Here is a 26321-nt window from a genome sequence, read left to right as displayed (position 1 = left end):
CGCGTTGCATGAACCCGCGAATCTTTAGAAGATCGCTTTCGGGTTGTAGAACTTGTCGACGTTGCTCTGGTTGATCACGGCGGAAGGCGTGTATGAGATCTTCGGCACGTTCGTCGATTCACCCTTGGCCGCCTTCATGCCGATGTCCACCGCCGTGCGTGCAACAAGTGCCGGATCGTTCAACGCGGTCGCGCCGTACTTGCCTTGTTTGATCAGGCTGAGCGCTTCCTTCTGGCCGTCGGCGGCTGCAACCAGCGTGATGCCCTGACGGTTCGCGCTTTCGATTGCACGGCGTGCGCCCAGGACCATGCTGTCGTTTTCGCCCAGCACCATGTTGATGTCCTTGTTGGCCACCAGCAAATCTTCCATCGCCTTCAGGCCGCCTTCGTCCGACCAGTTGCCCCAGCCCTGACCGACGATCTGCATGTTGACCTTGCCGGTCTTGGCGAGCTGCGCTTCGACAATCCCTTCGATCACGCCGTCACGCCGTTCCTTGCCGACCGGATTGCCTTTCTCGCCGGAGATCAGCGCGATCTTCAGCGGCTTGTCGCCCATGGTGTCGACGACCCACGAGCCAACCAGCGCACCGTTTTCGCGATTCGACGATTGCACGAGCGTCAGGTAGTTAGCTTTGGGATCGAGCGTACTGTCGATCACGACCACTTTCACGCCGGCAGCCGTTGCAGTGTTGACTGCATTAACGAGGCCTTTGGGATCGGCCGGGTCGATGATCAGTACCTTGATGCCGCGCGTCAACATGTCTTCCACGTCCGAGATCTGCTTGCCCATCTTGCCCTGGGCATCGGCTGTGATGACCTCGGCGCCGTTCTCCGTAGCCCGTGCCTTGGCTGACTCCATTGCAGCCGAGAAATAAGGCGCATTGAGCACCTTCATGGAAATGCCCACTTTCATCTTGTCGGCAGCAAACGCCGGGGCCGTTGCGATTGCGCTGGCCACTGCCAGCGCTACACCACACATCACCTGCTTCACGAACCGCGTCATGTCTCCTCCTGTTGTTAGGGTTTGGCGGTTTTAAAAAACATCAAAACTGTTGAATCAGTGCGGCAACAACTTTCCCGGATTGAGAATATTCAGTGGATCGAGCGCGGCCTTGATTGCACGCATGGCGGCGAGTTCAGCAGGCGTGCGCGACAACGCCAGCACCTTCAGTTTCTTTGTGCCAATGCCGTGTTCCGCCGATACCGAGCCGCCCATTTCACCGGTTACCGCGTACACCACGGCTTGGACCTTTGGCGCGGTATCGCGCGGCCAGCCGGGTTCCTGGACGACGATATGCAGGTTGCCGTCGCCGAGATGTCCGTAGATCAGGATGGTCGCGCCCGGCCAATGTTCGCGAAGCTGCTGTTCGCATCGGCGGGCCGCTTCGCCCACGTCGGCGATCGAGAAGCTGACGTCGAAAGAAACGCGGCCGGGAATCAGCCGTTGATATTCACCGGGCGCATCGCGAATGGCCCAGAACGCGGCGGCATCGGATTCCGACGAAGCGAGCGCGGCATCGCTAAGTAGTCCTTCTTCGAGCATGCCCGAGAGAAAGTCCTCGAACGCGTCGGCCTGACGTTCGGGATCGGCGCCGCTGCTTTCCAGCAACACGTAGAACGCATGTTTTCCTTCAAGCGGTGCGCGCAATTCGGGCAAGCGCGACAGCACGAAATCGTAATAACCCGGCCACATGACTTCGAATGCGGACACGCCGGCGGGCAAGCTTTCCTGCGCGCGGCGCAGTAACGTGGTCACGGCGTCGTAGTCCGGCAGGCCGCACCATGCGGTCGATACGGCGCGTGGTTTCGGCCGCAAGCGCAGCACGGCGCGCGTGATGACGGCCAGCGTTCCTTCGCTGCCGATCAAGAGGTTGCGCAAGTCGTATCCGGTATTGTTCTTGATCATCTTGCGCAAGCCGCCAACGATGCTGCCATCCGCCAGCACGGCTTCTATATCGAGCACCTGGTCGCGCATCATCCCGTACTTGATCACGCGGTTGCCGCCCGCGTTGGTCGCGAGATTGCCGCCGATCGTGCAGCTTCCACGCGCGCCGAGATCAAGCGGAAACATGAAGCCCGCGGCGTCCGCGGCTTCCTGGACGATCTGCAGCGGCGTGCCGGATAGCACGGTCATTGATGCGCTGATCGCGTCGATACTTTCAATCCCGTTCATCAATTCCAGGCTCAACGCCACTTCCCCGCCGAGGAAAGTGGCGCCGCCGGCGAGTCCCGTCAAACCGCCTTGCGTGACAACCGCTTGCCCGTGCTCATGGCAGATCCGCAGCGCAGTGGCGACGTGTTCCGTATTGCGCGGCCGGATCAGCGCAAGCGGCTCCGCACTTGGCATGCGGCTCGAGTCCGAATTCTTCCTCCCGGTGAACTCGTGCGGCAGGCTGACTACCTCTGCTCCAAGCACCTCGCGCAGCGCAATCACAGCGCGCTGGGACCCGTTGAGCGCGGGGGACGATTGTTCGTGCATCGAATCACTCCTGCGGGTTGGCGGGCGGCGCTCTTGATGCGCCGTCACGCCTTGCAATCGAATTTGCGCAGGACACAAGGTTAGCGAACGTTAGTGCGAGTAACGTTGTGTCTGCACATCATGAACGATAGTATAGCTATCATTAAACGAAAAAGCAGTGGTGGCGCTTCGGGGAAAACCCCAATTTTTTGGGTTTTAGTTAAAGTTATCATTATTAAAACTAACGTTTAGCCTTCTGTGAATGTCATTCGATTTCATCAAGGGCGAAGCGACTCGCAAATTCAAGGAGATGGACCCGATGCAATGGCCTGAACCGCGTTCTTTCGATGTCGACTTGGAGACCGGCTTGATGACCGGCACCGATTCGCGTTATCAGAAATTCCTGCGCGACCTGGGCGGCCTGTACGCCGATTCCGCCGCGTTCGACGTGCTCGCAGCCGCTCGCGGCGATGAGGTCGTGTATGAGGTCACCGATCACCGGCCCAACAGCAACCCGGGCGACTTGATTACCGGCGTGACGCGCATGAGTCCGGGTAAAGTGGGCGATGAATTCTTCATGACGCGGGGGCACATACACGCGGCTATCGACCGGCCTGAGTTGTACTTCGGGCTCAAGGGCTTCGGCGTGATGGTGATGGAGTCGCCGAGCGGTGATACGCGTGTGGTCGAGATCAAGGCGAACACGGCTTGTTATGTGCCGCCGCGATGGATTCACCGGTCGGTCAATCTTGGGCAGGAGGACTTCGTGATGCTGTTCTGTTATCCGGCGGATTCGGGTCAGGACTACGCGATCATCGAGCAGTCGAACGGCATGAAACTGCGGATTGTCGATGACGGTGCGGGTTCATGGCGCAGCGTACCTAATCCGCAGTACAAGCCGCGCACGCAGCAGGAAGTCGAAGCCTTGCTAGCACGTGGTGTTGCGGCCGCGGAAGGGGTGCCGCGATGAGCACTTATGAACCCGCCAAGCGGCCCACGTTCTATTTCATAGGCGTGACCACAGCGCAAAGTTCGATCATGCGTGTGTTCCCGGAATGGGCCATGCATCTTGGACTTGGCGATGTGGACATGAAGGGCATTGATTTCCAGCCGCATGCGTCACCTGAAGCCTACCGGGAAGCGGTCGAATTCCTCAAGCATGATCCGCTGTCGCTCGGTGCTTTGGTGACTACGCACAAGATCGATTTGTACGCGGCGTGCAAGGATCTCTTCGATGTCATCGATCCAACCGCGCAGATCATGGGTGAAACGAGTTGCCTCTCGAAGCAGGGCGGAAAATTAATCTGTCATGCCAAGGATTCGATCACGTCGGGTTTCGCGCTCGACGGCTTCCTCCCCAGGGATCATTTCGCCATCACTGGGGCAGAAGTTTTTTCGATCGGTGCGGGCGGGTCGACCATCGCGCTGACCTGGCATCTGATGCAGAAGGAGCGTGGCGCAAACCGGCCTTCCAGGGTCCTTGTGTCGGACCGATCGGCTGGCAGGCTGGAAGAAATCGAACGTATCCATCGTGAGCTGAAATTCGATGTTCCGTGCGAATATATCGTTGCGTCGAGGACGGAAGATAACGACGCCGTCCTGCAGCGTTTGTCGCCGGGTGCGCTGGTGATCAACGCCACCGGACTGGGCAAGGACGCCCCGGGGTCACCGTTGAGTGACGCAGCCGTGTTCCCCGAGCGCGCGGTCGTGTGGGAGTTGAATTATCGTGGCAACCTGGTTTTTCTCGATCAGGCGCGGGCTCAACAAACCGCACGCTCACTTCAGATAGAGGACGGCTGGACCTACTTTATCTATGGCTGGACGCGCGTGATCGCGGAAGTCTTTCACGTCGACATCCCGGTGCGCGGCCCCGGGTTCGACGAGATCAGCCGGATCGCGGCGCAAGCCGGCAAGCCGGCGCCCGCCAAATCCATTTAAGGAACATTGCATGTATCTCGACAAGTTCAAGCTGACCGGCAAGATTGCTGTTGTCACCGGCGCGGCACGCGGCATCGGTCTCGCCACTGCCGAGGCGCTGGCTGAAGCCGGCGCGCTGGTCGTGCTCACGGACATGAATGCTGACTTGCTTGCCAAGGCCGCCGAAACGCTTGCGTCGAAGGGTTATCGTGTGGAGACCGAATTATTCGATGTCACGGACCCCGGCGCTGCCCAGCGAGTCAACGACGCGGTTGTCGCGCGCCACGGCCGCGTGGATGTGCTGGTCAATAACGCGGGCATCGCGATCTCGAATCATCCGGCTGAGACCATGACCGACGAGATCTGGAGCAAGGTCATCGACGTCAATCTCAATGGCGTGTTCTGGGCTTGCCGCGCGTTTGGCAAAGGCATGCTTGAGCGCGGCGCGGGCAGCATTGTGAACGTGGGTTCCATGTCGGGGTTTATCGTCAACCGGCCACAGGAGCAAGCGAACTACAACGCGTCGAAGGCGGCGGTGCATCATCTGACGAAGTCGCTGGCAGCGGAGTGGGGCGCACGCGGCGTGCGGGTGAATGCGGTTGCGCCGACGTATATCGATACCGAGATGAATACCTATGTCTATCAGGACAAGGAAAAATTGCAGCACTGGGTTGGCGGGACGCCGATGAACCGGATGGGACGCGTCGATGAAGTGGCAGCGGTCATTTTATTTCTCGCCAGCGACGCGGCCAGCCTGATGACCGGATCGATCGTGCTGGCCGACGGCGGTTATGTCTGCTGGTGATCCCACGGTTCTTCTTTTGAACAGAGCCGCTGCGACCGGCCGAATCTTTGCGCCGATTCGGCCGTGACCGCAGGGCCTATATAAGCGCCAAGGTCAACGCTGGGGGCCCGGCAATCCCTAGCCCACAAGCCCCTCAAGCAACGCAACCTTAAGCCCGGCTGGCGCGGCTGCAATGCCATTCGCATTCGAGCCTAACGGCGCACCGGCAAGATCAGTTACCTCACCTCCGGCTTCCCTGACCAGCAGCGCGCCCGCCATCCAGTCGTATAAGTCATTACCCGTCTCCCAATACGCATCGAGCCGTCCCGCAGCCACATAAGCCAGTTGCAGCGACGCGGACGCCATCTGCCGCACGACAAATACACGCCTGGACACTGCGCCGAGTAACGCAACCGATCGACGATGCTCATCCTCATCGCCGTATCCAAAAGGCGGTAACGCGGTGGCCACAACCGCACTGCGCAAATCCGACTTTCCCGATACCCGCAAGGGCCCGCCATTAAGCGTGGCACCGCCGGATTCCGGTGCCACGAACAACTCACGCTGCGACGGATCGTAGACGATTGAAAAGACCGGACGCCCTTCGCTAATCAACGCCAGCGAACTCGACCATAACGGCAGTCCCTGAACATAGTGATACGCGCCGTCAATCGGGTCGTAGATCCAATACGGAGCTGCCGAAGTTTCATCGGGGTTATCCGGCTGCGCTTCCGAACTGGACCACCCAATGTCCGGATAATGCTGGCGGAGCGCCGTTCGCATCACCGTGCTTGCCCACGTGCTTGCCTGGGTGACACGATGTATGAGCTGGTTGACCGTTTCGTCCGGTCTGGGTGGCGCAGCCGATGCGGCTAACTGATCCGTAACGCCACGGATCAATGCGGAACAAATATAAGGATCACTAATTATCATGAAATGAAGTCGAAAGGCAAAGGAAGTCTCAGAGGACCAAAAGGAATCGAACAAAACATTCGTCGAAACGTTTGATAGATAATACGAGCACAAGCTCACATCAGCTACTCGCATTCCGGACATGACACCACCGCGCTCCGCCACTCGTCTCAACCCCAGGAAACAACCGGCTCAGCCGCGTTCGAGCCGAACTGTGAGCATCATTCTTGAAGCGGCGGCTCACATTCTTGAGCAGCACGGCTTCGAGGGTTACACGACCAATTCAATTGCCGAACGCGCGGGCGCGAGCATCGGCTCGCTGTATCAGTACTTCCCCGGCAAGGACGCGATCACCATCGCGTTGATCGAGCAGGAATCGGCGCTCTTGCTGGACGCCGTGGTGAAGGCGGCCCGCATGGAAGACTGGGCAGACGCGCTCAGGTCGATGATCCGTGCGGCGACGGAGCATCAACTCACACGTCCGAAACTCGCACGGCTGCTCGATTTCGAGGAGGCCCGGCTGCCGTTCCCGGCCCATGCCGTGCGTGTCGCCAGCACCATTCATGCAGCCATTGTCGAGGTGCTGAAGAAGCGGCCGGAGCGTTCGTCTGAGGACATCGCCGTCCTGGCCTCAGACATCCTCGCGATCACCCGCGCGCTGACCGATTCCGCAGGAGAGCGCGGTGAAACGGACATTGGCGAACTCGAACGCCGGGTGATCCGCGCGGTCTTCGGCTACTTGGAACGATCGTAAAACCTGCGGCGCGCTATCCCTCAGCTTATTTCTCCCGCGCACACTGCGCCAGCCCACATGGCCCCCGCGTGCTTTAAAGACCGGCTTTCCTGTTCACTCCACGTCTCTAAACCCATCCCTGCGCGCGTCTAATATTATGGAATACCATAATATTGAAACACTTGATTTGCGACATTCGATGGAATACCGTAATACCAGCCGCAACGTTCAAGCGGTCGACGCGAAGCGGGTCGCTCGAGTTCCTCGCACCCGCAGCAAGACGAACTGTTTCCTGCATGTTTCCTGCACATAGGTCGATCATGAAATTCTCGCTGTTTCTCCACATGGAGCGGTACGACGCGCACACACCGCATCGGCAACTCTTCGACGAACTCACCGAACTCGTCCAGATCGCGGAAAAGGGCGGCTTCGAAACCGCGTGGGTCGGCGAGCACCACGCGATGGAATTCACGATCGCGCCTAACCCCTTCATCAACCTTTCGTACCTTGCCGCGCGCACCGAACGCATTCGTCTCGGCACCGGCACGGTGATCGCACCGTTCTGGCATCCGATCCGCCTCGCGGGCGAAGCCGGCATGGTCGATGTCGCAAGCAACGGGCGTCTCGACCTCGGCATTGCGCGCGGTGCGTACTCCTTCGAATATGAACGCTTGCTGCCGGGCCTCGATGCATTCGGCGCCGGCGCCCGGATGCGCGAGCTCGTGCCAGCGCTGCAGAAGCTGTTCAAGGGCGACTATGCGCATCAGGGCGAGTTCTGGTCGTGGCCTTCGACCACGCCGGTGCCGCGCCCGGTCCAGCAACCCAATCCGCCGATGTGGCTCGCAGCGCGCGATCCGAATTCGCATGAATTCGCGGTGAGGAATGGCTGCCATGTGCAGGTCACGTCGCTGGCGGCGGGTGATGGCGAAGTGGTGAACCTGATGGATCGATTCAACGCAGCATGCAGGGCGAACCCCGACGTGCCGCGTCCGCAGATCATGATGCTGATGCACACCTTCGTGGGTGCGGACGCCGCGGAAGTCGATGCCGCCGTGGCGGACCTGAGCCGCTTCTATTGTTATTTCAGCAAGTGGTTCAAGAATGAGCGGCCGGTGAAGCAGGGGTTCATTGAACCGCTGACGGAAGTGGACATCGCTTCGTTCCCGCAATACACGCCGGAGCAGATTCGCAAGAACCTGGTGATCGGCCAGCCCGCCGATGTCATCGCCCGGTTGAAACAGTATGAAGAACTCGGCTTCGATCAATACAGCTTCTGGCTCGACAGCAACATGAGTTTCGAGCGCAAGCGCCGTTCGCTGGAACTGTTTATTGCCGACGTGATGCCCGCGTTCGACGCCCGCTAAACCGGAGCAGATGACATGGTGCAGACGTTCCAGCATTACATCGATGGCAAATTCAGCGACGCGTCGCAGACCTTCGACAGCATTAATCCGGCGACGGGCGAGGTTTGGGCGAGCATGCCCGCAGCCAGCGCGGAGGATGTCGACCGGGCGGTCAGAGCAGCCGATCGCGCGCTGTTCTCGCCCGAGTGGGCCAACCTGAATGCAAGCCAGCGCGGCAAGCTGCTGTATCGGCTGGCGGATCTGGTCGCGGCCAACGCGCAAGAACTCGCTGAACTCGAGACGGCCGACACCGGCAAGATCATCCGCGAGACACGCAGCCAGATTGGTTATGTCGCCGAGTACTACCGCTATTACGCGGGCGTCGCGGACAAGATTCAGGGGGCATATCTTCCCGTCGACAAGCCTGACATGGAAGTGTTTCTTCGACGCGAGCCGGTGGGTGTCGTCGCTGGAATCGTGCCCTGGAACTCGCAACTGTTTTTATCGGCGGTGAAGATTGGACCTGCATTGGCTGCGGGTTGCACGATCGTTATCAAGGCATCCGAAGAAGGTCCTGCGCCTTTGCTCGCGTTTGCGCGTCTTGTGCATGAGGTGGGCTTTCCGGCGGGCGTGGTGAACATCCTGACGGGTTTCGGCGCCGACTGCGGACACGCGCTCACTACGCATCCGCTGGTCGCGAAGATCGCGTTTACGGGCGGCCCTGAAACGGCACGCCATATCGTGCGGAACTCGGCCGAGAACCTCGCGGCGACGTCGCTGGAACTGGGCGGCAAATCGCCGGTATTGGTCTTCGATGACGCCGACGTCGAGAGCGTCAGCAACGCGGTCATCGCAGGGATTTTCGCGGCGACAGGCCAGAGTTGCGTGGCGGGTTCGCGGCTCCTTGTGCAGCGTGGGATTCGCGACCGGCTGCTGGCGAAACTGGTCGAGAAAGCGCGGGCAATCAAGCTAGGCGATCCGCAGAACGTGGACACTGAAATGGGTCCGCTGGCCACGGCAAAACAACGTGACCACATCGAATCGGTGCTGGCCGCGAGCCTCGCCGCGGGCGCAAAACTGCTGACCGGCGGGCATCGTCCCGAAGGCATGGACAAAGGGTTTTTCTTCGAACCGACCATTGTCGAATGTGCCACGTCGGATGTACCGAGCGTCGCGCAGGAGTTGTTCGGCCCCGTGCTCAGCGTGATGAGTTTCGATACCGAAGAGCAATCTATTGCACTTGCCAACGACACACGATACGGACTCGCCTCAGGCGTGTTCACGCGCGACCTGACACGCGCGCACCGGCTCACGCGCAAGCTTCGCGCCGGCATCGTCTGGGTGAATACGTATCGCGCGGTCTCGCCGATCGTCCCGTTCGGCGGTTACCAGTTGAGCGGTCTCGGACGCGAAGGCGGACTCGACGCCGTGCTCGATTACACCCGCACCAAATCCGTGTGGATCCGGACATCGGACGAGCCGATTGCCGATCCCTTCGTCATGCGTTGAAGACAAATACGAACGAGCCGCCATGTACTACGAAATCCGCACTTACAAGATCCGCACGGGCGCAGTCCCGGCTTATCTCAAACTTGTTGAGGAAGAGGGCATTGCTTTGCAGAAGGAGCATCTGGGAGAGCTCGTCGGCTACTTCTTCTCCGAGATCGGCCCGCTCAACCAGATCGTCCACATGTGGGCCTATACCAGTCTCGATGACCGCGAAGCACGCCGTCAGCGCCTCGCGGAAGACCCCGCGTGGCAGGCCTTTGCACCGAAGATTCAGGCGCTGCTGGAAACGATGGAAAGCAAGATCATGAAGCCCGCTGCATTTTCCCCGCTCAAGTAAAAACCAGCCGTTTCCTCTCAAGGAGCAGTCGTCATGCAGCAACCTTTAAATTTGCACGCCCTCGCGCGCGCATTGATCGTTACCGCTGTTGTTTCTGTTAGCGCGCCCGTGTTCGCGGCTGCCGCGCCGATTGTCTTCGCGAGTTGGGGCGGCACGACGCAATCAGCTCAACAGAAAGACTGGGCGACGCCCTTCACCCAGGCATCGGGAGTCCAGGTGCTGATGGACGGTCCGACCGATTACGGCAAGCTCAAGGCCATGGTCGACAGCGGCAACGTGCAGTGGGATGTGGTCGACGTGGAAGGCGACTTCGCCTATGCCGCGTTGCGCGACGGGCTGGTCGAACCGATCGATTATTCGGTGGTGAACAAGAGCCAGCTCGATCCGCGTTTCATGTCGCCGGGTGCGGTCGGCAGTTTCTATTATTCGTTCGTGCTGGGATACAACAAGGCTTCGTTCAAGAACGGCAGTCCTGCTAACTATGCCGATCTCTTCGATACCAAGCGCTTCCCCGGCAAACGGACGTTCTACAAATGGTCCGCGCCAGGCGTGCTGGAAGTCGCGTTGCTCGCCGATGGCGTGGCACCTGACAAGCTATATCCGCTCGACCTCGACCGCGCATTCAAGAAACTCGACACCATCAAGAGCCAGATTGTCTGGTGGAGCGGCGGCGCGCAGTCGCAGCAGTTGATGGCATCGGGCGAGGCGCCGCTCGGCGTATTCTGGAACGGCCGCCTGCATGCGTTGCAGCAGACCGGCGTGGATGTGGGGGTGTCGTGGAACCAGAACCTGACCGCTGCCGACATGCTCGTGGTCCCGAAGGGCGCGAAGCACAAGGCCGACGCAATGAAGTTCCTCGCGACTGCAACCAGCGCTCAGGCGCAGGCGAATTTCGCGGCTGAGACGGGCTACGCGCCGGTCAACCTGAAGTCCGCCGCGCTGTTGCCGGCCGATGTCGCGAAGACCCAGCCGGACCAGTACAAGGCGACGCAGATCAACCTCGACATGAAGTACTGGGCCGATCATCGTGACGAAATTGCCAAGCGCTGGTACGCGTGGCAATCGAAATAACGCTGGGTTGAAGTGGAATAAGCAATGGCTGCCGACCATCTTGAAGGAGTTGTCATGTCGAACGCAGTAAGCACGGTAGCGGAGCCTGCGGTGTCTCTACCCAAGGTGAGCGCCGGTTTCAGGAGGGCACGGCTGGTGCTGCCGGCCCTGCTGTTGCTGATCGTGTTCTTCCTGCTGCCGGTGCTTTCTCTGTTGCTGAGAAGCGTGCTGGACCCGTCGCCGGGCTTGCAAAACTATGCACAGTTATTTGGCTCGACAACTTACTTGCGGGTCTTCGGCAACACGTTTTTCGTGGCCTCGGTGGTGACGGCTGTCACGCTTGTTATCGGCTTTCCGACTGCGTGGCTGCTCGCCATTGCACCGCGCTGGGTCAGCAAGCTGGTGTTCGCCATCCTGCTGCTCTCGATGTGGACCAACCTGCTCGCACGCACCTTCGCGTGGATGGTCCTGCTGCAGCAGACGGGTCCGATCAACCGCTTGCTGATGTGGCTCGGCGTGATTCATGAGCCGCTGACGCTCGTCAACAACTTGACCGGCGTCACGATCGGCATGACCTACATCATGTTGCCGTTCCTCGTGATGCCGCTGCACGCGACCCTGCGTGCCATCGACCCCACTACGCTGCGTGCGGCCGCTATCTGCGGTGCGAGCCGCTGGCAGGCATTCTGGCGTGTGCTGGTGCCGCTCGCCATGCCGGGAATCGCTAGCGGTGCATTGATGGTGTTCGTGATGGCGCTAGGGTATTTCGTGACGCCTGCTCTGCTTGGTGGACCTGAATACATGATGCTCGCCGAACTGATCGCGCAACTCGTGCAGCAATTGCTGAACTGGGGGCTCGCGGGTGCCGCCGCCTTCGTGCTGCTGCTCGTGACGCTGTCGCTTTACGCGGTGCAATTGCGCTTTTCCGGTCGAGCACCGGACGCTTCAGGAGTTCACTGACATGCTGCTCGATTTCGATCGTCTCGGACCGTTGCGCTGGGCGTTGTTGGGCGTCGGCGCAGCCGTGTCGCTGTTCCTGCTGCTGCCGGTGCTGTTCATCGTCGCGTTGTCGTTCGGCGATTCGCAGTGGCTGATGTTTCCGCCGCCGGGCTGGACCCTGCGCTGGTACAGCATGCTGTTTACCGATCCGGGCTGGCTCGACTCGCTGATGACCAGCGTCGAACTGGGCGTGGTGGTGATGGTGTTGTCGGTCGTGCTGGGACTGTTTGCCTCGCTTGCTTTGACGCGTGGCAATTTCCGCGGCCGCGCGTTGCTGAAAGCGTTTTTCCTCACGCCGATGGTACTGCCCGTCGTTGTTCTGGCCGTCGCGTTGTACGGTTTTTTCTTGCGCATCGGGCTCACGGGAACGCTGGTCGGATTCGTGATCGGGCACCTGATCATTGCGTTGCCGTTTTCGATCATCGCCATCAGCAATTCGCTTGAGAGTTTCGATACCGCGCTCGAAGATGCCGCGCTGATCTGCGGCGCGAGCCCGTTCGAAGTGAAGTGGCGCGTCACGCTGCCTGCCATTCGTCTCGGCCTGTTCGCCGCCGCGATCTTCTCGTTCCTTGCGTCGTGGGACGAAGTGGTGGTGTCGATCTTCATGGCAAGTCCGACGTTGCAGACCCTGCCCGTGCGCATCTGGAGCACATTGCGGCAGGACCTGACGCCGGTGATTGCCGCAGCGTCGTCGCTGCTGGTCGGCTTGACTGTCATCCTGATGTTGTTGGGGCTTGTCCTTAAGAGAGGTAAATCGTGAGCGCACCGTTTTTGCAGATCCAACGGCTTCGTAAAACCTACGACCAGGTCGTCGCTATCGACCATGTTTCGCTCGATATCAAGAAGGGCGAGTTCATGACTTTCCTCGGGCCGTCGGGCTCGGGCAAGAGCACGACGTTATACATTGTCGCGGGCTTTCAGTCGCCCACCGAAGGGCGCGTGCTGCTCGATGGCAAGTCGCTGCTGTCGGTCGCACCGAACAAGCGCAACATCGGCATGGTGTTTCAGCGCTATACGTTGTTCCCGCATCTCACGGTCGGCGAGAACGTCGCGTTTCCGTTGCGCGTGCGGCGTTTGCCCGACGCGCAGGTGAAGTTGAAGGTCGAGCAGATGCTCAAGCTCGTGCACCTCGGCGATTGCCGCGACCGCATGCCGGACCAGTTGTCGGGCGGGATGCAGCAGCGCGTGGCGATTGCCCGCGCGCTCGCCTACGATCCGCCCGTTCTCCTGATGGACGAACCGCTTTCAGCACTCGATAAAAAACTTCGCGAGGAACTGCAGACCGAACTCCGGCGCATTCACCAGCAGACCGGCGTGACGATCTTGTATGTGACCCACGACCAGGAAGAGGCGCTGCGTTTGTCTGACCGGATCGCGGTGTTCAACAAAGGGCGCATCGAGCAGGTGGGCAGCGGCGAGGAGCTCTATGCGAAGCCGGCATCGCGCTTTGTCGCAAGTTTCATCGGCAATTCGAATTTCCTGCCGGTTACGCTGGCGGGCAGCAATGGCTCGTCACGCGCGGTGTTTCCGAACGGCAAGCCAGTTTCTGTCGGTGGATTCGATCACGCGTTGAACGATGGCGACAATGGCGCGCTGATGCTTCGGCCGGAACAGATCCGCATTCGCGCGCAACCGTCGGAGATGGCGGACGGCGGCTTGCCGGTAATTGTCCGCGACGTCACTTATCTCGGCGACACCATGCACTATGCAGTCGCCACGCCTTGGGAACAGGAGATCGCGGTGCGGACATCCATCAGCTCGCGCGCGCCGAGCCTGGCGGTCGGTGCGCGGGCCTGGCTCGAATGGGAGAACGAGAGCGCGCGGGTGTTCGCCGCCTGAAAATGCGAGCTCGACAAGGCCCGCAGAAAGGAATGCCGTACGGGTGTGCAATACTTTGGGATTCCAAAAACCAGGGATTCCGGATATCAGACCGGAGACAAGAAAACCATGACCGATCAAATGCGTGTCGACCGAAGCGCGCCGACGTTGCGTGAGCTCACGCTGGAAAAATTGCGCGATGCTATTTCGCAGGGCATCTATCATCCCGGCGACCGTTTGATCGAGCGCACGCTGTGCGACCAGCTGGGTGTCAGCCGGACCGTGGTGCGTGAAGTTCTGCGGCACCTCGAAACTGAAGGCCTGGTCGAGACGGTGGCGCATTCCGGTCCGATCGTCGCGCGGCTCGACCCTGAGCAGGTTCAGGAAATCTACGAAATCCGCGCGTTGCTCGAGTCCGAAGCGGCGCGCGCGTGTGCCGAGCATGCAACCCCGGCGCTGGTGAAACAGCTACGCGAAATCCGCAAGGAGATCGAAGACGCGTTCGACGAGTCGGACTTCAAACGCGTGCTGACCTACACGGAGCGGTTCTACGAAGCCATGTTCACCGGCGGCCACAAGCTGATGATGCATCAGGTGGTCAAGTCGCTGAACGCACGGATCAACCAGTTGCGGGCCGTGACGATTGCGTCGCCGGGACGGGGCGCGGACTCCAATCGGGAAATGAACAAGTTGCTGTCCGCTATCGCCAAGAAAGACGGGGACGCTGCCGCTGCGGCATCGCTTGAACATGTGCGCCACACGGCAGGCATCGTGATGGCCACGCTCGCCGAGAGGGCTGCCGAAGCCAGCGTCTGACTGCAGCATAACGAGCGTTTGCAGTGACCGAAGCCGTCGATATCGACGGTTTTTTTTCGCCCTCAGGTTATCCAGACTACTCGGCGTGCTCTCGTAAACCCCTCAATCGTCGAAAAATTCTTGCATCCAGTAATATGGAATACCATAATATTAAGACGACGCCATCGCATGAAGCCGCGGCGTTTTTGCCACCGGAGAAACCCCCCATGAAACTCGAGATTCGCAAGCTGGTTACCTATGTGGAAGACACTTTCATTGAAGGCGGTAAGGCGGCCGAGCGGCCGTTGAAGCTGTTTGCCGCGGCAGCCGTGCTGCGCAATCCGTGGGCGGGACGTGGTTTCGTCGAAGACCTGCGTCCGGAGATTCACGGACTCGCGCCGCAACTGGGCGAGATCCTGACGGCCGAAATCCTGCGGATCGCCGGATCGGGAGAGGCGGTGGAGGGGTATGGAAAAGCCGCGATTGTCGGGATGTCGGGCGAAGTCGAACATGCGTCGGCATTGATCCACACGCTGCGCTTTGGTAACAAGTTCCGCGAAGCGGTGGGTGCGAAGAGCTATTTAAGCTTCACGAATTTGCGTGGCGGTCCTAACTGTCCGGTGACCATTCCACTCATGCACAAGGGCGATGAAGGCATGCGCTCGCATTACCTCACCATCCAGTTCTCGATCATCGATGCCCCCGGCCCCGATGAACTCGTGATTGCGCTGGGTGCATCGATTGGCGGGCGGCCGCATCATCGGATTGGCGACCGCTATCAGGATCTGAAGGAGCTTGGGTCCAATGAAGCATGAAACAGTGACTGGCCGTGCGTCGATGAGCGGCGTGTTTAACGGCACCGCCTACAGCGTGGCGGGCGATGGGCCGGCGCTCGTCTTGATCCACGGCGTGGGGATGAATCGCAGCGTGTGGGCGCCCCAGGTTGACGCGCTGCAGTTGTGTTTTCGCGTCGTGTCATACGACATGCTGGGCCACGGCGCGAGCCGTTTGCCGGCGGTCTCACCCGCACTCGATGAATACGCTGCACAGCTCGCCGCGCTGCTGGACCATTTGAAAATCGATACAGCGCATGTTGTGGGTCACTCGATGGGCTCCTTGATCGCGCTTGAGTTTGCGCTGCAGTATCCGCAGCGAGTGGCGAGCGTGGTTGCGCTGAACGCGGTGTACGACCGCACGCCGACGCAGCGGGCCGCGGTGATGGAGCGCGCGGCATCGCTGGAAGGCGGAGGTCTTGAGCAACCGAGCATCGACGCCACGGTGGCACGCTGGTTCGACGATCCCGTGCCGGGTCATCTCGCGCAGGTGGCAGAACTTGTGCGTTCGTTACTGGAGACCGTGAACCCTGAGGGCTATGCGCGAACGTACCGGTTGTTTGCGAGTTCGGACCAGGCGCATGTCGGCCGCTTGCCGAAACTCGCCATGCCCGCGTTGTTCATGACCGGCGAGTGCGATCCGAATTCGAGTCCCGCAATGTCGCATTCGATGGCGGCCGCTGCGCCGCGCGGACGCGCCGAAATCATTGCGAATGAACGGCACATGATGAACGTCACCGCGCCGGCGATCGTGAACCAGCGGCTGGTGCAGTTCATTCGTGAAGCGAGTCGCGCCTGAGTGCCTGAGCAGCACCGATACTTCAAGGAGTAAAGCATGAATGAGTCTTCCTTCGATACAAGCGAATTCCGCCGTGCATTGGGCGCATTCGTGACGGGTGTGACTGTGGTGACGACTGTTCAACCCGATGGATCACCGCGTGGTTTTACGGCCAACTCGTTCACGTCCGTGTCGCTTGATCCGGCCTTGATCCTGGTGTGCATCGCGAAGACGGCCTCAAGCCATCCGGTGTTTTCGGTGACCCAGCGGTTTGCGGTCAGCGTACTCGCTGAAGATCAGCGGCCGGTATCGGGCGTGTTTGCATCGAAGAGTGCGGACAAGTTTGCACAGGTCGGTTGGCATGCGCGACGCACCGGCAGCCCGGTCATGGACGGCGCGGCCGCGAGTTTCGACTGCGAGACGCATCAGGTGGTGGAGGCGGGGGATCACATCATCCTGATCGGGCGCGTGGTGGATTTCACGCACACGAGCGCGACGCCGCTAGGCTATTGCCGCGGTGCGTACGTGGATTTCAGTTTGTCGCAGGAGGCGTTGGCCGCGACCGGTCAGCGAGCGCAGGTTGGGGCGATCCTCGAGCATCCCGCGGGTCTGGTGTTGATCGAGACTGCGTCGGGGGCGTTGCACTTACCCATTGGAACGCGGCTGGAACCGCTTGCGGACCCGGGTAGCTTGCGCGGCGTGCTGGAGCGGTATCGGCTGAACGCGAACCTGGATTTCCTGTTCGCCGTGTTTGAGGAGAAGGGCATCACCCACATTTACTATCGGGGCCGCATTGTCGACGATGCACCTGCGGCCGCCGATGTACGGCACGTGCCGCTCGGCGCAATCCCCTGGGACCGGATCCGCGATCCGGCTGTCGAGTCCATGTTGCGGCGTTACGTGAAGGAGAGAACGGAAGATGCGTTCGGGATTTATGTGGGCGATGTGGAGAAAGGGATGGTGCAAGCGTTAGGCTGAGGTGTTCCCGCTCGCCCGGATGCCTGGAACAATCAGGCACAGCGTCCGTTTCCGACAATGACCGGGCGAACGGTTTTTAAATCCATGTATTCAGATAGCGCCGCGCAATGGCCGCGCAGGCGCACATCGCCCGATGCCGCAAGGCATGCGGGGCGTTCCTGTTTGCATCAGTGGTTTCCACCGGGCTCTGGCGAGCCGCTTTAAACCCGGTAAAACTCGATATCCTGCCCGGCATGCTGAGCGCGTTTCAACCACTCTGGCATGTCACCCGTCCCGTCCCACGTGTCGCCGTTTGCGCTTCTGAATACCGGCGTGGTGCCGTTAGCGTTCTCGGGCAACGAGGGCATTGACGGCAACGCGCGCTTGGAAGCCGCGCTGGAACCGTTGGTCATTGGAGGAGGGGTAACGGAAACCTGCACGTCGGCCAATGCTTCGGCCAGCGCTGTTTCTGTAATGCCAAACTCAGCCATTCGGCTGCGCAAATAGGCAATGATGCTGTCTCGCTTTCTTTCGTCCACGGCTGTCCTGATTCAGCTTTTACTTTCTTGAAGGCGAGCCATCTGCCCGCGCGGACCGGGGCGGCTCGAGGAATGTGTGGGTTGACTAAAATCGTGGCGCGCCGAGTGACGCGCGTCAATTAGTGTAATACCGCAAATTGCCGCTTTAACCCGCAGCGCCCGATAATCGGACTTCTGCGAGCAAGCAGCTCGACAAACTGGTTACTGTGTTTGAGATCGGTGCGAGATGCGTAAGCCGCCGGATCAGCGGCTGTAGCTCACGACCAGATCGGTGCACGGCTGGCGGCTGCGCATGTTTCAAATGCACCATGCATGCAGCCGCTAATTCAACAATTCGTCCAGACAACCGCGGGCGCCACAAGGAAATGATAGCGCCGAATGCCGCTATTGTATGCCTAAATCATTTTAACGATTATGTTGCTCGCCCGGTAATTCCGCGCCGTGTGCACGAATTGCCGCAATCAGTTCAGCCGGCGTGATTTCATAACGCACTTCACGATGGATACCGGCCTTCCTTTCATCGACCTCTATCAGGAGGACAGCCTTGCCGTCGGGCGCAGGTTCGAGGCGCAACGTCCGCACTTCCTGACCGGTGGCTTCATCGCGCTCCGTCAGCAAGGTCATGGATCCTGTGGCGGGACTTCTGGTCATTCATTTTCTCCCTTCCGATATCCAACATCTTATCTGTTGAAACCCTTCGAACGGCTTACCCGCTGCTGCCGGTCGCAGGAAGGCACTAAAAGCGGGCACAGGCCGGCGGATCTCAAACCTGCCGTCCTCATTATTGCTTGTCAAAACGATACCCGTCCAGCATCCGAATGCGTGTTCGCCGCGCCACTTTCGGTTGCTATCGGCTTGACATCCGTTTGATGTCCGTTTGATGTCCGGGATGCGGCGGACCGGGCGCTACGCCGCTATCGCCGTGCGGGCCTGAGCCGTGATCTCGAACGAACGCAGGCGGGCCGCGTGATCGAAGATTTGGGCGGTCACGATCAACTCGTCAGGCTGAGTTTGTTCGATCAGCGACGCCAGTCCGGCCTCCACCTGGCGCTGGTCGCCGATCACGGAGCAGGCGAGCGAGTGGTCGACGCCGGCGCGTTCACCCTCGTTCCACGGAATCTGCTTGACGGGCGGCGGCAACTGACCTGGCGTACCGCGTCGCAAGTTGATGAATTGCTGTTGCAACGATGTGAACAGAAACTCCGCTTCTTCCGTGGTGTCAGCGGCAAAAACATTCACGCCGACCATCGCATAAGGGCGGTCAAGTTGTTTCGACGGACGGAATTGCGTCCGGTAAACCTGCAGCGCGGTCAGCAAGTAGTCAGGCGCGAAATGCGAAGCGAAGGCGAACGGCAGGCCGAGCGCGGCGGCGAGCTGGGCACTGAACGTGGACGAGCCGAGCAGCCAGATCGGCACGTTCAGCCCGGCGCCCGGAACCGCGCGCACGCGCTGGCCTTCGACCGGGTCGGCGAAATAGCGCTGCAATTCCACGACGTCATCGGGGAAATTATCCGCGCTGCCCTGCAGATCGCGGCGCAGCGCGCGGGCCGTCGTCTGGTCGGTGCCGGGCGCGCGGCCGAGGCCCAGATCGATACGCCCGGGAAACAGCGACGCCAGCGTGCCGAACTGCTCGGCGATTACAAGCGGCGCGTGGTTCGGCAGCATGACGCCACCCGAGCCGACGCGGATCGTGCTCGTACCTGCGGCAACGTGTCCGATCACCACGGACGTCGCGGCGCTGGCGATCCCGGTCATGTTGTGATGTTCGGCCAGCCAGAATCGCAGGTAACCGAGTTTTTCGGCATGCTGGGCCAGCTCGCGCGAGTGTCGGAAGGCGTCGGCGGCGGTGGATCCGGCGGGAATAGGGGATAAATCGAGAACTGAAAACGGGATCATTGCGGCTTCCATGGCTTCGTGTAGGGGCAGCGCGGGGACCGGAGATCCAATTCCCGTCAAGCGCCGATCCCGAACGAAAAATCCGGGATGCACCTTGCACGCGGGTAAAAGCCGATTGTGGCGGAAGTCGGGAAAGTCTGCCGTGACCACGCTCAACGCGCCCAGCGCGCCCAACGCGCCCAACGCGCCCAACGCGCCCAACGCGCCCAACGCGCCCAACGCGCCCAACGCGCCCAACGCGCCCAACGCGCCCAACGCGCCCGACGCTTCTCAGGCGAGGCGGGGGTAGCCGAGTTCGACGGCGTTCAGTTCGATTTCCAGAATGCTGGCGTAATCTTCGAGCGGACGCCTCGCAAAACCATCGAGCTTGAGCCGTTTCGCCAACGGGCGATCGTGCGCGACGGCGTCGGCGAGTGCGCTCACCAGCGCCTCGATACCCGCCGCCGGCACCCGTTTCGATGCAATCAGCGGCAAGCCCGGTGCACTTCGTGTCGTGCCGATTTCGACCAGGCCATGGGCAAGTTCCGGACGGTGATCGAGGACGAACGCAAAAGTCACGCAGTCGATGGCGGCAACATCGGCCCGGTCGTCCTGCAGGGCCTGCAGCGACGCGAGGTGCCCACCCGTTTCGACCACCGATGCGAACAATGGCTGGCGGTCGGCAAGCGGCGCGACCGCGCTGCGCAGCAAATTCATGCCGCTATTCGAATCGGGGGTGTTGAACGCAGCGCGCAGACCGCGGCATTGCGCGAGCGACGTGATTTTGGCCGCAGCCCGGGTGACCAGGACGCTGTGATAATTGCCGTCCTCGCAACCGTCGACGCTGAAAACGGGCGTGGTGACCAACTGCACGCGTCCGTCGAGCGCCTGGACCAGCGGATATCCGCATGTCTGCGACAGCAGCAGGTCGTCGCGCAGCCAGAATTCCTGCAGGGACGTTTCGGGATCGACCAGGGTGAGCGTGTCACCGCGAGCGTCGAGCCATGGCCGCAGATGCTGGTGGACGTGGTCGAGCAAAACGCGCCAGACGCGGCCAAGCGCCGGCGTGACGTTGTACATCGGTAAAGCAGCCACCCAGTTCATGCAAATTCTTTCCCGTTACGTCGGCTCGCATCGAACACGCGGCTGGAGAGACACATCAGACAGGCTGCGCGGCATCGCCTAGTGGTGCTGAGCCGGCAGATCCGGCCTGAGCCTGCACCATAAGATCGGCGGCGCGGGCATGAAGCGGATGCAACGCAGGCGCAACCGGCTGGAGGCCGTGCCGCACAAGCCATTCCTGATAACCGCGCACGATAAAACCGCCATTGCGCACCCGATACGCATCACGATGCTCATGATAAACGCTTGCCAGCGCGTACCACGGCACGCTCGGGAGATCGTGATGTACCGCGTGGAAATTGTTGTTGAGGAACAGAAAACGCCAGGCCCACGATGCTTCATTGATGACCGTGCGTTCCGCGACGTGATCGGCGGCGCGATGTTCCTGGAACGATCGAATCGCACTCAACGCGAGCGCCGGATACCCAACGCCAAAGATGAACAGCGCGGGACTGATGCCGCAGCGGCGCTGAAGCCATGTCGCGAGCAGCCCAAGCAGCACGAGATGCAAGGCCCACGCGCCTGCAATACGGCCATTGCCCCGTGCGATCTGGGTGAACGCCGAGACGATCGCTTTCACGATCGAAAACCAGGGACCGAGCACCATGCGCCCGAAGAACGTGTTGCGGCAAACCAGCAGGAATCGTACGGCCGCACCGGCGCCGCGCCAGTGTTCGGCGGAGACGAAATAGCTTTCCGGGTCCAGATCGGGGTCGGTGAGATGCGTGTCGTTGTGGTGGCGCAGATGTGACTCGCGATACACCGCGTAAGGGAACCAGACCGCGAGCGGGGCGACGCCAAGCAGCGCGTTGCACAAGGGGAAGCGGGTCGGATGGCCGTGCAGGAGTTCATGCTGCAATGACAGATACAGGCACGACAGCACGGCGAGAATGCTTATCGCCAGCGGCAGGCCCATTGAGCGCGCGTTAAGCGCCGTTGCGAACCAGCCGCCATACACGGCGACGATCAGAAGCCAGGTGGGCCATTCGCTGCGCCAGCGCCAGGACGCGCGCTGTTGCTGTATTTGATGGCGTTGAGCATCGTCGATATAAAGGCTCATGGCAATTCAGTGACGGAACGAGCTCCGATCTTATCGACGCATCGCCGCCAGGCAAACCAAGCATTCCCGCTAAGCTTGTTCCGGTGTGAAGAATCAGGAAATCAGGAATTGCCGATGTCGCCCCGTGACTGTTCGAACAACGGGCACGCCCGAAACACGACATCCGGCGGCCTGAAGGCCGCCGTCGATTACGCGCACGATGCGCGATGGCGAAAGCGCCGTAATTACGCCGCTTTCGCCCAAAGCCTGTTGGTTGTTCTTTTGCGCCCGGAAGTGGGGTCGCCCTTTGGTTGCGAGAATGACTCCAGCACTTTGCGCAACGCATCGACGCGACGCTGTTGCGCCGGCACCAGCACGTAGCCGGTACAGACCGCGGTCAAGCGTTCGTGCCAATACTCGACATTGAGCGTGCCGGCCGGCTTCTGACTCATCGCCCGCAACTGGCCGATGGCCCGTTCAATGTGCTGAAGCTCCGCATCGGCCTGTGTCGACGTTCGTGGGCCTTCTGACGTCGGCGTTCTTTTGGCTTTCATCCTGCGCCCCCATTTTTGCCGGCCAGCTTCTGAGCGCGTTGTCGATTCTATCGATGACTAACGCGTTCATTGCTGCGTCCAGCTATACCCCGTCGCCTGCGCGTTTTTTCGTTGCGCTAAGCGGTCTTCGGTTTGTTTCGACCGTGATACATATTCGCCCAGGGCGGGACGCACGCACCGTCTGAAATCGCACATTGGAGGCACCGGGAGTCCGGTAAACCGGGCGATGCAAACGTTTTCCGTGTGCTGGGGCACGAAGCGAGTGCGCCGAACGACGCTAATTCCCGGCGGAACAATGCTTGAGACTGGCAGGAGATATTGGGGAGACGGGAGAGCGATCGAGCGATCGTTCGATGTCATTTTGCAGCGGCTTCGAAGCGGCTTCAAACATCGGACGACGCGCGCAATTGCGCGTCACTCGCCGTCTGTCGCCCGAGGTTTGCCGCTGCGTTTGATCTGTTCGTCCATGGCGAGATCGAGCTTACTGACGCGTCGTGGCTTCTCCGGCTTGAGCGCGTTCACAAAGGTCACGAAATCATCCATGGTCTGCGGCGCGGAGAGCTTTTGCTCACCGCTTGCCGCGCGGTCCACGAGATAGAACAGACCGCCGCTCAAGCTAACGGCCGCGTAGTGCTGATTGCCGGAGCGTGTCTTGAGACGCTCGACGGCATTGATGGCTTTAGTCGAGCGCACGATCAGCCTGATCAAAGCAACATGTGATGAACCCGGCGTCGTGAAGGACTCCACCGGGCTGCGTCAAACGCAACATCAAGGTGCGCATTTCTTGCTCGCACCTTCGAGCCACAAGTTCGATACATGCCGCTCACCCGGATAAAACCGGTACGACGTTTCGCCGTTATCGAAGCGCACCTTGATCACGTTGGAATCGCCGAATTCGAGCATCGTGCCTTGGGGAATCGGTGTTTGCTTGAAGGTGGCGTCGTGTTTCTTCGCTTCGTCGGTCAGACACTGGACGATGCTTGCCACCGATGCGTTTGGCGCCGTTTCTACTTCCGGCTGACCGGCATCCGCGTTATGGAACCGGGTGGTACAGGCTTGCATCAACAACAGAGGAAGCGCGAGAGCGCAGACAATCTTTTTCATGGTGTCCTTAAAGGGTTTGCGGCCGCCTTTCCGACGCAGCATTCAATTACAGCAATCCGACATTACAGCATAGCGGCCTTACGTTTTCCGTCGTTTCCGGCCTCGCAGATCCTATCCGGCGGGAACAAAACCGCGCCCAAGCGAACCTCTACAGACGTTCAGGCATCGGGCGGCACGCCCAGAAGCTGCATGGTGCCGCCGACCACGCCTGAAAACACCGGACCCGCCACCGTCCCGCCGTAATAGGCGCCGGCTGACGGCTCATCGATCATGACAGCCACAATCACTTGCGGGTCACTCATCGGTGCCATCCCGACGAACGACGCGCGATACTTGTTCGCCGCATACGTACGCCCGATCTGTTTGCGCGCCGTGCCGGTTTTTCCACCCACGCGATACCCATCCACCGCTGCCGCACGTCCCGTGCCACGGGGTCCCATCGCGAGTTCGAGCATGTCGCGCACAGCCGCTGCCGTCGCGGGTTTCGTGACTTGCACGGGATCTCGCACGGCCTGACCGCGAATCAAGGTGGACTCCCGGAATTCGCCATTGCCCGCGTAAGCCGTATAAACCTGTGCAATCTGCAGTAACGACAACGACAGGCCGTAACCATAGGCCATGGTCGCCTGCTCGATCGGGCGCCAGCGCTCGTAAGCCCGCAGGCGTCCGGTGGCCGCGCCCGGGAAAGTCAGGTCCGGCGCCTGGCCAATACCGTATTCGCGATACTTGTCCCACACCGTTTGCGGCCGAAGCTTCAGCGAGAGTTTCGTCAACGCAATATTGCTCGACATCTGCACGGCTTCGGAGACCGTGATGACGCCATGGTTCGACGTATCGTGGATCACGTTGGGCCCGAGTTTGAACGTCCCCGGCGATGTATCGATACGCGTATCCGGCCGCACGTAACCCAGGTCGATAGCCAGCGCCGCCACCAGCGGCTTGATCGTCGAACCCGGCTCGAACGTATCGGTCAGCGCGCGGTTGCGCAACTGCTCGCCCGTCAGATGCGCGCGGTCGTTGGGGTCGAAGGTCGGATAGTTCGCGAGCGCGAGGATCTCGCCGTTCTTGGCGTCCAGCACGACCACGCTGCCCGCCCGCGCGCGATGCTTCGTGATAGCGGCGGCTAGCTGCGTGTGAGCAAGTTGCTGGATACGGCGATCGATAGTCAGATGAATGGTCTCGCCATTCTCCGGCAACTCCACTTCGCCGATCTCGGATACGACGCGCCCAAGCCGGTCACGGATCACTTCGCGTTGACCGTGCTCGCCGGTCAGCCTCTCGTTGGCCGCGAGTTCGATGCCTTCCTGACCTTTGTCTTCGTTATCGGTGAAGCCGACGATATGAGCCGCCGATTCTCCTTCGGGATAGAAGCGCTTGGTGTCGGCGACTAGCGTTATGCCGGCGAGGCCGGTCTCCGCAATACGCGTGGCTGTGTCGGCATTGACTTGCCGCTTCAGCAAGACGAACGAGCGCGCACCGTCAAGCCGTCGCGCCAGCTCCGTCTCGGGCATATCGATCAACCTGGCGACTGCTGGCACGGTATCGCGATCAAAGCGCGAGGGCGTGGCCCAGATCGCATAGGTCGCAAGACTCACGGCCAGCATCGCGCCATTCCGGTCGACAATTCGTCCACGCGTAGCGCTGAGCTCGAGCGTCCGTTGATAACGCTTTTGCCCCTCGCCGATATAAAAATCCTGGTTCACGACCTGCACCCACAGCGCGCGGGTTGCGAGAGCGGCAAACGCGGCGAACATCAGCATGACGATCAGCGTGGAGCGCCATCGTGGCAGCCGGCTTTCGAGCACTGCGTTTTTCACGGGCGTCCGATAAGATTCATGGGCTCGCTTGGCGGTTTTACGCATCGTGACGATCAGGACGTGGTGGATGCGATGGACGTGGAAGAGCGGACAATGCGCTCGAGCACGGCATCAAGTCCACCGGCCGACGTTTCCCGGTGAGTGCCGGAATCCTGGCCGGGCAGCGTCAGCCCGAACGTGTCGTGCAGCGCGGCGCGCAACTCTTCCGCGCTTGCGAGGTCGCGTTTGGATTCCGTCGCACCACGCTGGCTCAGGGTTGAGTCGAACAAGGTCTGCCGCTGTCCGGGCAACACCCGCGCCACGATCAGGTGATTCAGGAAGATCGACTCGGGATACGTGGACACATAGTGGTTCGCCATGGCGTAGTCGGCGGGAAGTTGCGGTTCGAGGTCGAAACGATAGACAGGTTTCCAGGTATCGCCGAGCTTCACTTGCAGGAGGAAATCACCGCGCTCGATCAGGTCGAGGCGGAACGGCTCGTGCGGGGTCGCCTGTTCGCGGCCTGCGTCGAAGAGCAGCGGAGCGCTGAGCGTCATGCTGCCAAAGCCGACATCCGCGAGCCAGGTTTCGTCGGGTGTTTCGACCAGCAAGGTCATGTGGGTACGCGGCGGCATGGCAGCCGCGTCGTTCCACATGACGCGCGCGGCGAGGCCTGTCGTATTGAAGCCGAGCGTGTCGAGCACGGCGCGAAACAGCAGGTTGTGTTCGTAACAATAACCACCGCGCCGCGCGTTCACGAGCTTCGCGAACACGGACGCGAGGTCGAGGCGCGGCGTGCGCCCGAGCAGCGAGTCGAGATTTTCGAACGGGATGACTTGCGGATGCAGCCTGTGCAGCGCGTGCAGCGTCTCTGATGTAGCCTGCTGAGGCCCGGTATAGCCAATGCGGTCGAAATACGCGGCGAGTTGCGCCGGGGAGAGTGTCTGATTCATTTGGAACTCTTGCACGGGTGATGGAAACGAGGCCGGGCGAGCCGCCGCGAGGTGCCGACATTCTACGGCACAGCCCACGCGCCGATTACATATTGCATACGACTTGCATCACTCGAA

General features: G+C 60.7%; 28 protein-coding genes. 15 read left to right on the top strand and 13 right to left on the bottom strand.

Features of this window, described 5'->3' with window-relative positions; genetic code table 11:
* Positions 1-24: 24 nt before the first annotated feature.
* Together ACMX25_RS25110 and ACMX25_RS25105 are read right to left on the bottom strand one after the other, a co-directional pair.
* A complete protein-coding gene (locus ACMX25_RS25110) occupies positions 25-1002 on the bottom strand; it encodes a sugar ABC transporter substrate-binding protein (RefSeq protein WP_414952748.1) in 978 nt (325 codons plus the stop codon).
* Between the two features lie 54 nt (positions 1003-1056).
* Positions 1057-2478, bottom strand: coding sequence for an FAD-binding oxidoreductase (locus ACMX25_RS25105; protein ID WP_414952747.1), 1422 nt, complete (start codon positions 2476-2478; stop codon positions 1057-1059).
* Between the two features lie 241 nt (positions 2479-2719).
* On the opposite strand from ACMX25_RS25105, the gene ACMX25_RS25100 reads away from it, so the two are divergent.
* From ACMX25_RS25100 to ACMX25_RS25090, 3 genes are read left to right on the top strand one after another with little or no spacing between them, the layout of a single operon-like run.
* Entirely contained in the window at positions 2720-3427 is a 708-nt protein-coding gene (locus tag ACMX25_RS25100) for a glucose-6-phosphate isomerase (RefSeq protein WP_414952746.1), read from the top strand.
* Positions 3424-4395 (top strand): shikimate dehydrogenase family protein, encoded by a 972-nt coding sequence (locus ACMX25_RS25095; protein ID WP_414952745.1) that lies wholly within the window; start codon positions 3424-3426, stop codon positions 4393-4395. The genes ACMX25_RS25100 and ACMX25_RS25095 overlap by 4 nt, the downstream gene beginning before the upstream one ends.
* Positions 4396-4405: 10 nt before the next feature.
* Positions 4406-5179 carry an SDR family NAD(P)-dependent oxidoreductase gene (locus tag ACMX25_RS25090; protein ID WP_414952744.1) on the top strand — a complete coding sequence of 258 codons (774 nt, stop codon included), beginning with the start codon at positions 4406-4408 and terminating at the stop codon, positions 5177-5179.
* A gap of 117 nt (positions 5180-5296) precedes the next feature.
* On the opposite strand, the gene ACMX25_RS25085 is transcribed toward ACMX25_RS25090, so the two are convergent.
* Positions 5297-6091 carry an inositol monophosphatase family protein gene (locus tag ACMX25_RS25085; protein WP_414952743.1) on the bottom strand — a complete coding sequence of 265 codons (795 nt, stop codon included), beginning with the start codon at positions 6089-6091 and terminating at the stop codon, positions 5297-5299.
* A gap of 193 nt (positions 6092-6284) precedes the next feature.
* Here ACMX25_RS25085 and ACMX25_RS25080 point away from each other — a divergent pair, with 193 nt between their 5' ends.
* The 12 genes from ACMX25_RS25080 to ACMX25_RS25025 all read left to right on the top strand — a co-directional run bounded on the left by ACMX25_RS25080 (position 6285) and on the right by ACMX25_RS25025 (position 17243).
* Complete coding sequence (locus tag ACMX25_RS25080; protein WP_414952742.1) at positions 6285-6824, top strand: TetR/AcrR family transcriptional regulator; 540 nt, start codon at positions 6285-6287, stop codon at positions 6822-6824.
* Between the two features lie 299 nt (positions 6825-7123).
* On the top strand, positions 7124-8167 hold the full coding sequence (locus tag ACMX25_RS25075; RefSeq protein ID WP_414952741.1) for an LLM class flavin-dependent oxidoreductase: 1044 nt from the start codon (positions 7124-7126) through the stop codon (positions 8165-8167).
* A gap of 15 nt (positions 8168-8182) precedes the next feature.
* A complete protein-coding gene (locus tag ACMX25_RS25070; RefSeq protein ID WP_414952740.1) occupies positions 8183-9655 on the top strand; it encodes an aldehyde dehydrogenase in 1473 nt (490 codons plus the stop codon).
* Between the two features lie 22 nt (positions 9656-9677).
* Complete coding sequence (locus ACMX25_RS25065; RefSeq protein ID WP_031361744.1) at positions 9678-9992, top strand: NIPSNAP family protein; 315 nt, start codon at positions 9678-9680, stop codon at positions 9990-9992.
* Between the two features lie 33 nt (positions 9993-10025).
* Complete coding sequence (locus tag ACMX25_RS25060; protein WP_414952739.1) at positions 10026-11063, top strand: ABC transporter substrate-binding protein; 1038 nt, start codon at positions 10026-10028, stop codon at positions 11061-11063.
* A 54-nt stretch (positions 11064-11117) separates the two neighbouring features.
* Positions 11118-12002 carry an ABC transporter permease gene (locus tag ACMX25_RS25055; RefSeq protein ID WP_414952738.1) on the top strand — a complete coding sequence of 295 codons (885 nt, stop codon included), beginning with the start codon at positions 11118-11120 and terminating at the stop codon, positions 12000-12002.
* Between the two features lies 1 nt (position 12003).
* Positions 12004-12801, top strand: a complete 798-nt coding sequence (locus ACMX25_RS25050; RefSeq protein WP_414952737.1) for an ABC transporter permease — start codon at positions 12004-12006, stop codon at positions 12799-12801.
* Complete coding sequence (locus ACMX25_RS25045; RefSeq protein WP_414952736.1) at positions 12798-13880, top strand: ABC transporter ATP-binding protein; 1083 nt, start codon at positions 12798-12800, stop codon at positions 13878-13880. Before ACMX25_RS25050 ends, ACMX25_RS25045 begins: the two co-directional genes overlap by 4 nt.
* 108 nt (positions 13881-13988) lie before the next feature.
* Positions 13989-14675 carry a GntR family transcriptional regulator gene (locus ACMX25_RS25040; RefSeq protein ID WP_414952735.1) on the top strand — a complete coding sequence of 229 codons (687 nt, stop codon included), beginning with the start codon at positions 13989-13991 and terminating at the stop codon, positions 14673-14675.
* A gap of 206 nt (positions 14676-14881) precedes the next feature.
* Positions 14882-15469: an amino acid synthesis family protein gene (locus ACMX25_RS25035; protein WP_414952734.1), complete on the top strand. Its 588-nt coding sequence runs from the start codon at positions 14882-14884 to the stop codon at positions 15467-15469.
* Positions 15459-16286: an alpha/beta fold hydrolase gene (locus ACMX25_RS25030; protein ID WP_414952733.1), complete on the top strand. Its 828-nt coding sequence runs from the start codon at positions 15459-15461 to the stop codon at positions 16284-16286. Before ACMX25_RS25035 ends, ACMX25_RS25030 begins: the two co-directional genes overlap by 11 nt.
* Positions 16287-16322: 36 nt before the next feature.
* Positions 16323-17243 carry a flavin reductase gene (locus tag ACMX25_RS25025; RefSeq protein WP_414952732.1) on the top strand — a complete coding sequence of 307 codons (921 nt, stop codon included), beginning with the start codon at positions 16323-16325 and terminating at the stop codon, positions 17241-17243.
* A 200-nt stretch (positions 17244-17443) separates the two neighbouring features.
* On the opposite strand, the gene ACMX25_RS25020 is transcribed toward ACMX25_RS25025, so the two are convergent.
* From ACMX25_RS25020 to ACMX25_RS24975, 10 genes are all read right to left on the bottom strand, one after another.
* Positions 17444-17761, bottom strand: coding sequence for an H-NS family nucleoid-associated regulatory protein (locus ACMX25_RS25020; protein WP_299706644.1), 318 nt, complete (start codon positions 17759-17761; stop codon positions 17444-17446).
* Between the two features lie 405 nt (positions 17762-18166).
* Positions 18167-18412 carry a hypothetical protein gene (locus tag ACMX25_RS25015; protein ID WP_031361754.1) on the bottom strand — a complete coding sequence of 82 codons (246 nt, stop codon included), beginning with the start codon at positions 18410-18412 and terminating at the stop codon, positions 18167-18169.
* A 255-nt stretch (positions 18413-18667) separates the two neighbouring features.
* The gene (locus ACMX25_RS25010) at positions 18668-19657 is read right to left on the bottom strand and encodes an LLM class flavin-dependent oxidoreductase (protein ID WP_414952765.1); all 990 of its coding nucleotides are present in this window, start codon (positions 19655-19657) and stop codon (positions 18668-18670) included.
* Between the two features lie 270 nt (positions 19658-19927).
* Positions 19928-20740 (bottom strand): phosphate/phosphite/phosphonate ABC transporter substrate-binding protein, encoded by an 813-nt coding sequence (locus tag ACMX25_RS25005; RefSeq protein WP_414952731.1) that lies wholly within the window; start codon positions 20738-20740, stop codon positions 19928-19930.
* 55 nt (positions 20741-20795) lie between these two features.
* Positions 20796-21818 (bottom strand): fatty acid desaturase, encoded by a 1023-nt coding sequence (locus ACMX25_RS25000; RefSeq protein WP_414952730.1) that lies wholly within the window; start codon positions 21816-21818, stop codon positions 20796-20798.
* Positions 21819-22042: 224 nt separating this feature from the next.
* Positions 22043-22351 (bottom strand): hypothetical protein, encoded by a 309-nt coding sequence (locus tag ACMX25_RS24995; RefSeq protein WP_414952729.1) that lies wholly within the window; start codon positions 22349-22351, stop codon positions 22043-22045.
* 414 nt (positions 22352-22765) lie between these two features.
* The gene (locus ACMX25_RS24990) at positions 22766-23044 is read right to left on the bottom strand and encodes a hypothetical protein (protein ID WP_414952764.1); all 279 of its coding nucleotides are present in this window, start codon (positions 23042-23044) and stop codon (positions 22766-22768) included.
* 75 nt (positions 23045-23119) lie between these two features.
* A complete protein-coding gene (locus tag ACMX25_RS24985) occupies positions 23120-23455 on the bottom strand; it encodes a hypothetical protein (RefSeq protein ID WP_414952728.1) in 336 nt (111 codons plus the stop codon).
* 158 nt (positions 23456-23613) lie between these two features.
* Positions 23614-25317, bottom strand: coding sequence for a peptidoglycan D,D-transpeptidase FtsI family protein (locus tag ACMX25_RS24980; protein ID WP_414952727.1), 1704 nt, complete (start codon positions 25315-25317; stop codon positions 23614-23616).
* Positions 25318-25325: 8 nt separating this feature from the next.
* Positions 25326-26204: an arylamine N-acetyltransferase family protein gene (locus ACMX25_RS24975; RefSeq protein WP_414952726.1), complete on the bottom strand. Its 879-nt coding sequence runs from the start codon at positions 26202-26204 to the stop codon at positions 25326-25328.
* Between the last annotated feature and the right edge of the window lie 117 nt (positions 26205-26321).

Source organism: Caballeronia eucalypticola, from assembly GCF_047608185.1.
GTDB lineage: Bacteria > Pseudomonadota > Gammaproteobacteria > Burkholderiales > Burkholderiaceae > Caballeronia.
The sequence above is the reverse complement of the archived record's forward strand: the minus strand, read 5'-3'. Positions and strand labels throughout refer to the sequence as shown.

What these genes read in the sequence shown, in the direction of transcription:
- ACMX25_RS25110 (WP_414952748.1), bottom strand. Translation starts at nt 1,002, where the DNA reads ATGACGCGGTTCGTGAAGCAGGTGATGTGTGGTGTAGCGCTGGCAGTG.
- ACMX25_RS25105 (WP_414952747.1), bottom strand. Translation starts at nt 2,478, where the DNA reads ATGCACGAACAATCGTCCCCCGCGCTCAACGGGTCCCAGCGCGCTGTG.
- ACMX25_RS25100 (WP_414952746.1), top strand. Translation starts at nt 2,720, where the DNA reads ATGTCATTCGATTTCATCAAGGGCGAAGCGACTCGCAAATTCAAGGAG.
- ACMX25_RS25095 (WP_414952745.1), top strand. Translation starts at nt 3,424, where the DNA reads ATGAGCACTTATGAACCCGCCAAGCGGCCCACGTTCTATTTCATAGGC.
- ACMX25_RS25090 (WP_414952744.1), top strand. Translation starts at nt 4,406, where the DNA reads ATGTATCTCGACAAGTTCAAGCTGACCGGCAAGATTGCTGTTGTCACC.
- ACMX25_RS25085 (WP_414952743.1), bottom strand. Translation starts at nt 6,091, where the DNA reads ATGATAATTAGTGATCCTTATATTTGTTCCGCATTGATCCGTGGCGTT.
- ACMX25_RS25075 (WP_414952741.1), top strand. Translation starts at nt 7,124, where the DNA reads ATGAAATTCTCGCTGTTTCTCCACATGGAGCGGTACGACGCGCACACA.
- ACMX25_RS25070 (WP_414952740.1), top strand. Translation starts at nt 8,183, where the DNA reads ATGGTGCAGACGTTCCAGCATTACATCGATGGCAAATTCAGCGACGCG.
- ACMX25_RS25065 (WP_031361744.1), top strand. Translation starts at nt 9,678, where the DNA reads ATGTACTACGAAATCCGCACTTACAAGATCCGCACGGGCGCAGTCCCG.
- ACMX25_RS25060 (WP_414952739.1), top strand. Translation starts at nt 10,026, where the DNA reads ATGCAGCAACCTTTAAATTTGCACGCCCTCGCGCGCGCATTGATCGTT.
- ACMX25_RS25055 (WP_414952738.1), top strand. Translation starts at nt 11,118, where the DNA reads ATGTCGAACGCAGTAAGCACGGTAGCGGAGCCTGCGGTGTCTCTACCC.
- ACMX25_RS25050 (WP_414952737.1), top strand. Translation starts at nt 12,004, where the DNA reads ATGCTGCTCGATTTCGATCGTCTCGGACCGTTGCGCTGGGCGTTGTTG.
- ACMX25_RS25040 (WP_414952735.1), top strand. Translation starts at nt 13,989, where the DNA reads ATGACCGATCAAATGCGTGTCGACCGAAGCGCGCCGACGTTGCGTGAG.
- ACMX25_RS25035 (WP_414952734.1), top strand. Translation starts at nt 14,882, where the DNA reads ATGAAACTCGAGATTCGCAAGCTGGTTACCTATGTGGAAGACACTTTC.
- ACMX25_RS25030 (WP_414952733.1), top strand. Translation starts at nt 15,459, where the DNA reads ATGAAGCATGAAACAGTGACTGGCCGTGCGTCGATGAGCGGCGTGTTT.
- ACMX25_RS25025 (WP_414952732.1), top strand. Translation starts at nt 16,323, where the DNA reads ATGAATGAGTCTTCCTTCGATACAAGCGAATTCCGCCGTGCATTGGGC.
- ACMX25_RS25015 (WP_031361754.1), bottom strand. Translation starts at nt 18,412, where the DNA reads ATGACCAGAAGTCCCGCCACAGGATCCATGACCTTGCTGACGGAGCGC.
- ACMX25_RS25010 (WP_414952765.1), bottom strand. Translation starts at nt 19,657, where the DNA reads ATGATCCCGTTTTCAGTTCTCGATTTATCCCCTATTCCCGCCGGATCC.
- ACMX25_RS25005 (WP_414952731.1), bottom strand. Translation starts at nt 20,740, where the DNA reads ATGAACTGGGTGGCTGCTTTACCGATGTACAACGTCACGCCGGCGCTT.
- ACMX25_RS25000 (WP_414952730.1), bottom strand. Translation starts at nt 21,818, where the DNA reads ATGAGCCTTTATATCGACGATGCTCAACGCCATCAAATACAGCAACAG.
- ACMX25_RS24995 (WP_414952729.1), bottom strand. Translation starts at nt 22,351, where the DNA reads ATGAAAGCCAAAAGAACGCCGACGTCAGAAGGCCCACGAACGTCGACA.
- ACMX25_RS24985 (WP_414952728.1), bottom strand. Translation starts at nt 23,455, where the DNA reads ATGAAAAAGATTGTCTGCGCTCTCGCGCTTCCTCTGTTGTTGATGCAA.
- ACMX25_RS24980 (WP_414952727.1), bottom strand. Translation starts at nt 25,317, where the DNA reads ATGCGTAAAACCGCCAAGCGAGCCCATGAATCTTATCGGACGCCCGTG.
- ACMX25_RS24975 (WP_414952726.1), bottom strand. Translation starts at nt 26,204, where the DNA reads ATGAATCAGACACTCTCCCCGGCGCAACTCGCCGCGTATTTCGACCGC.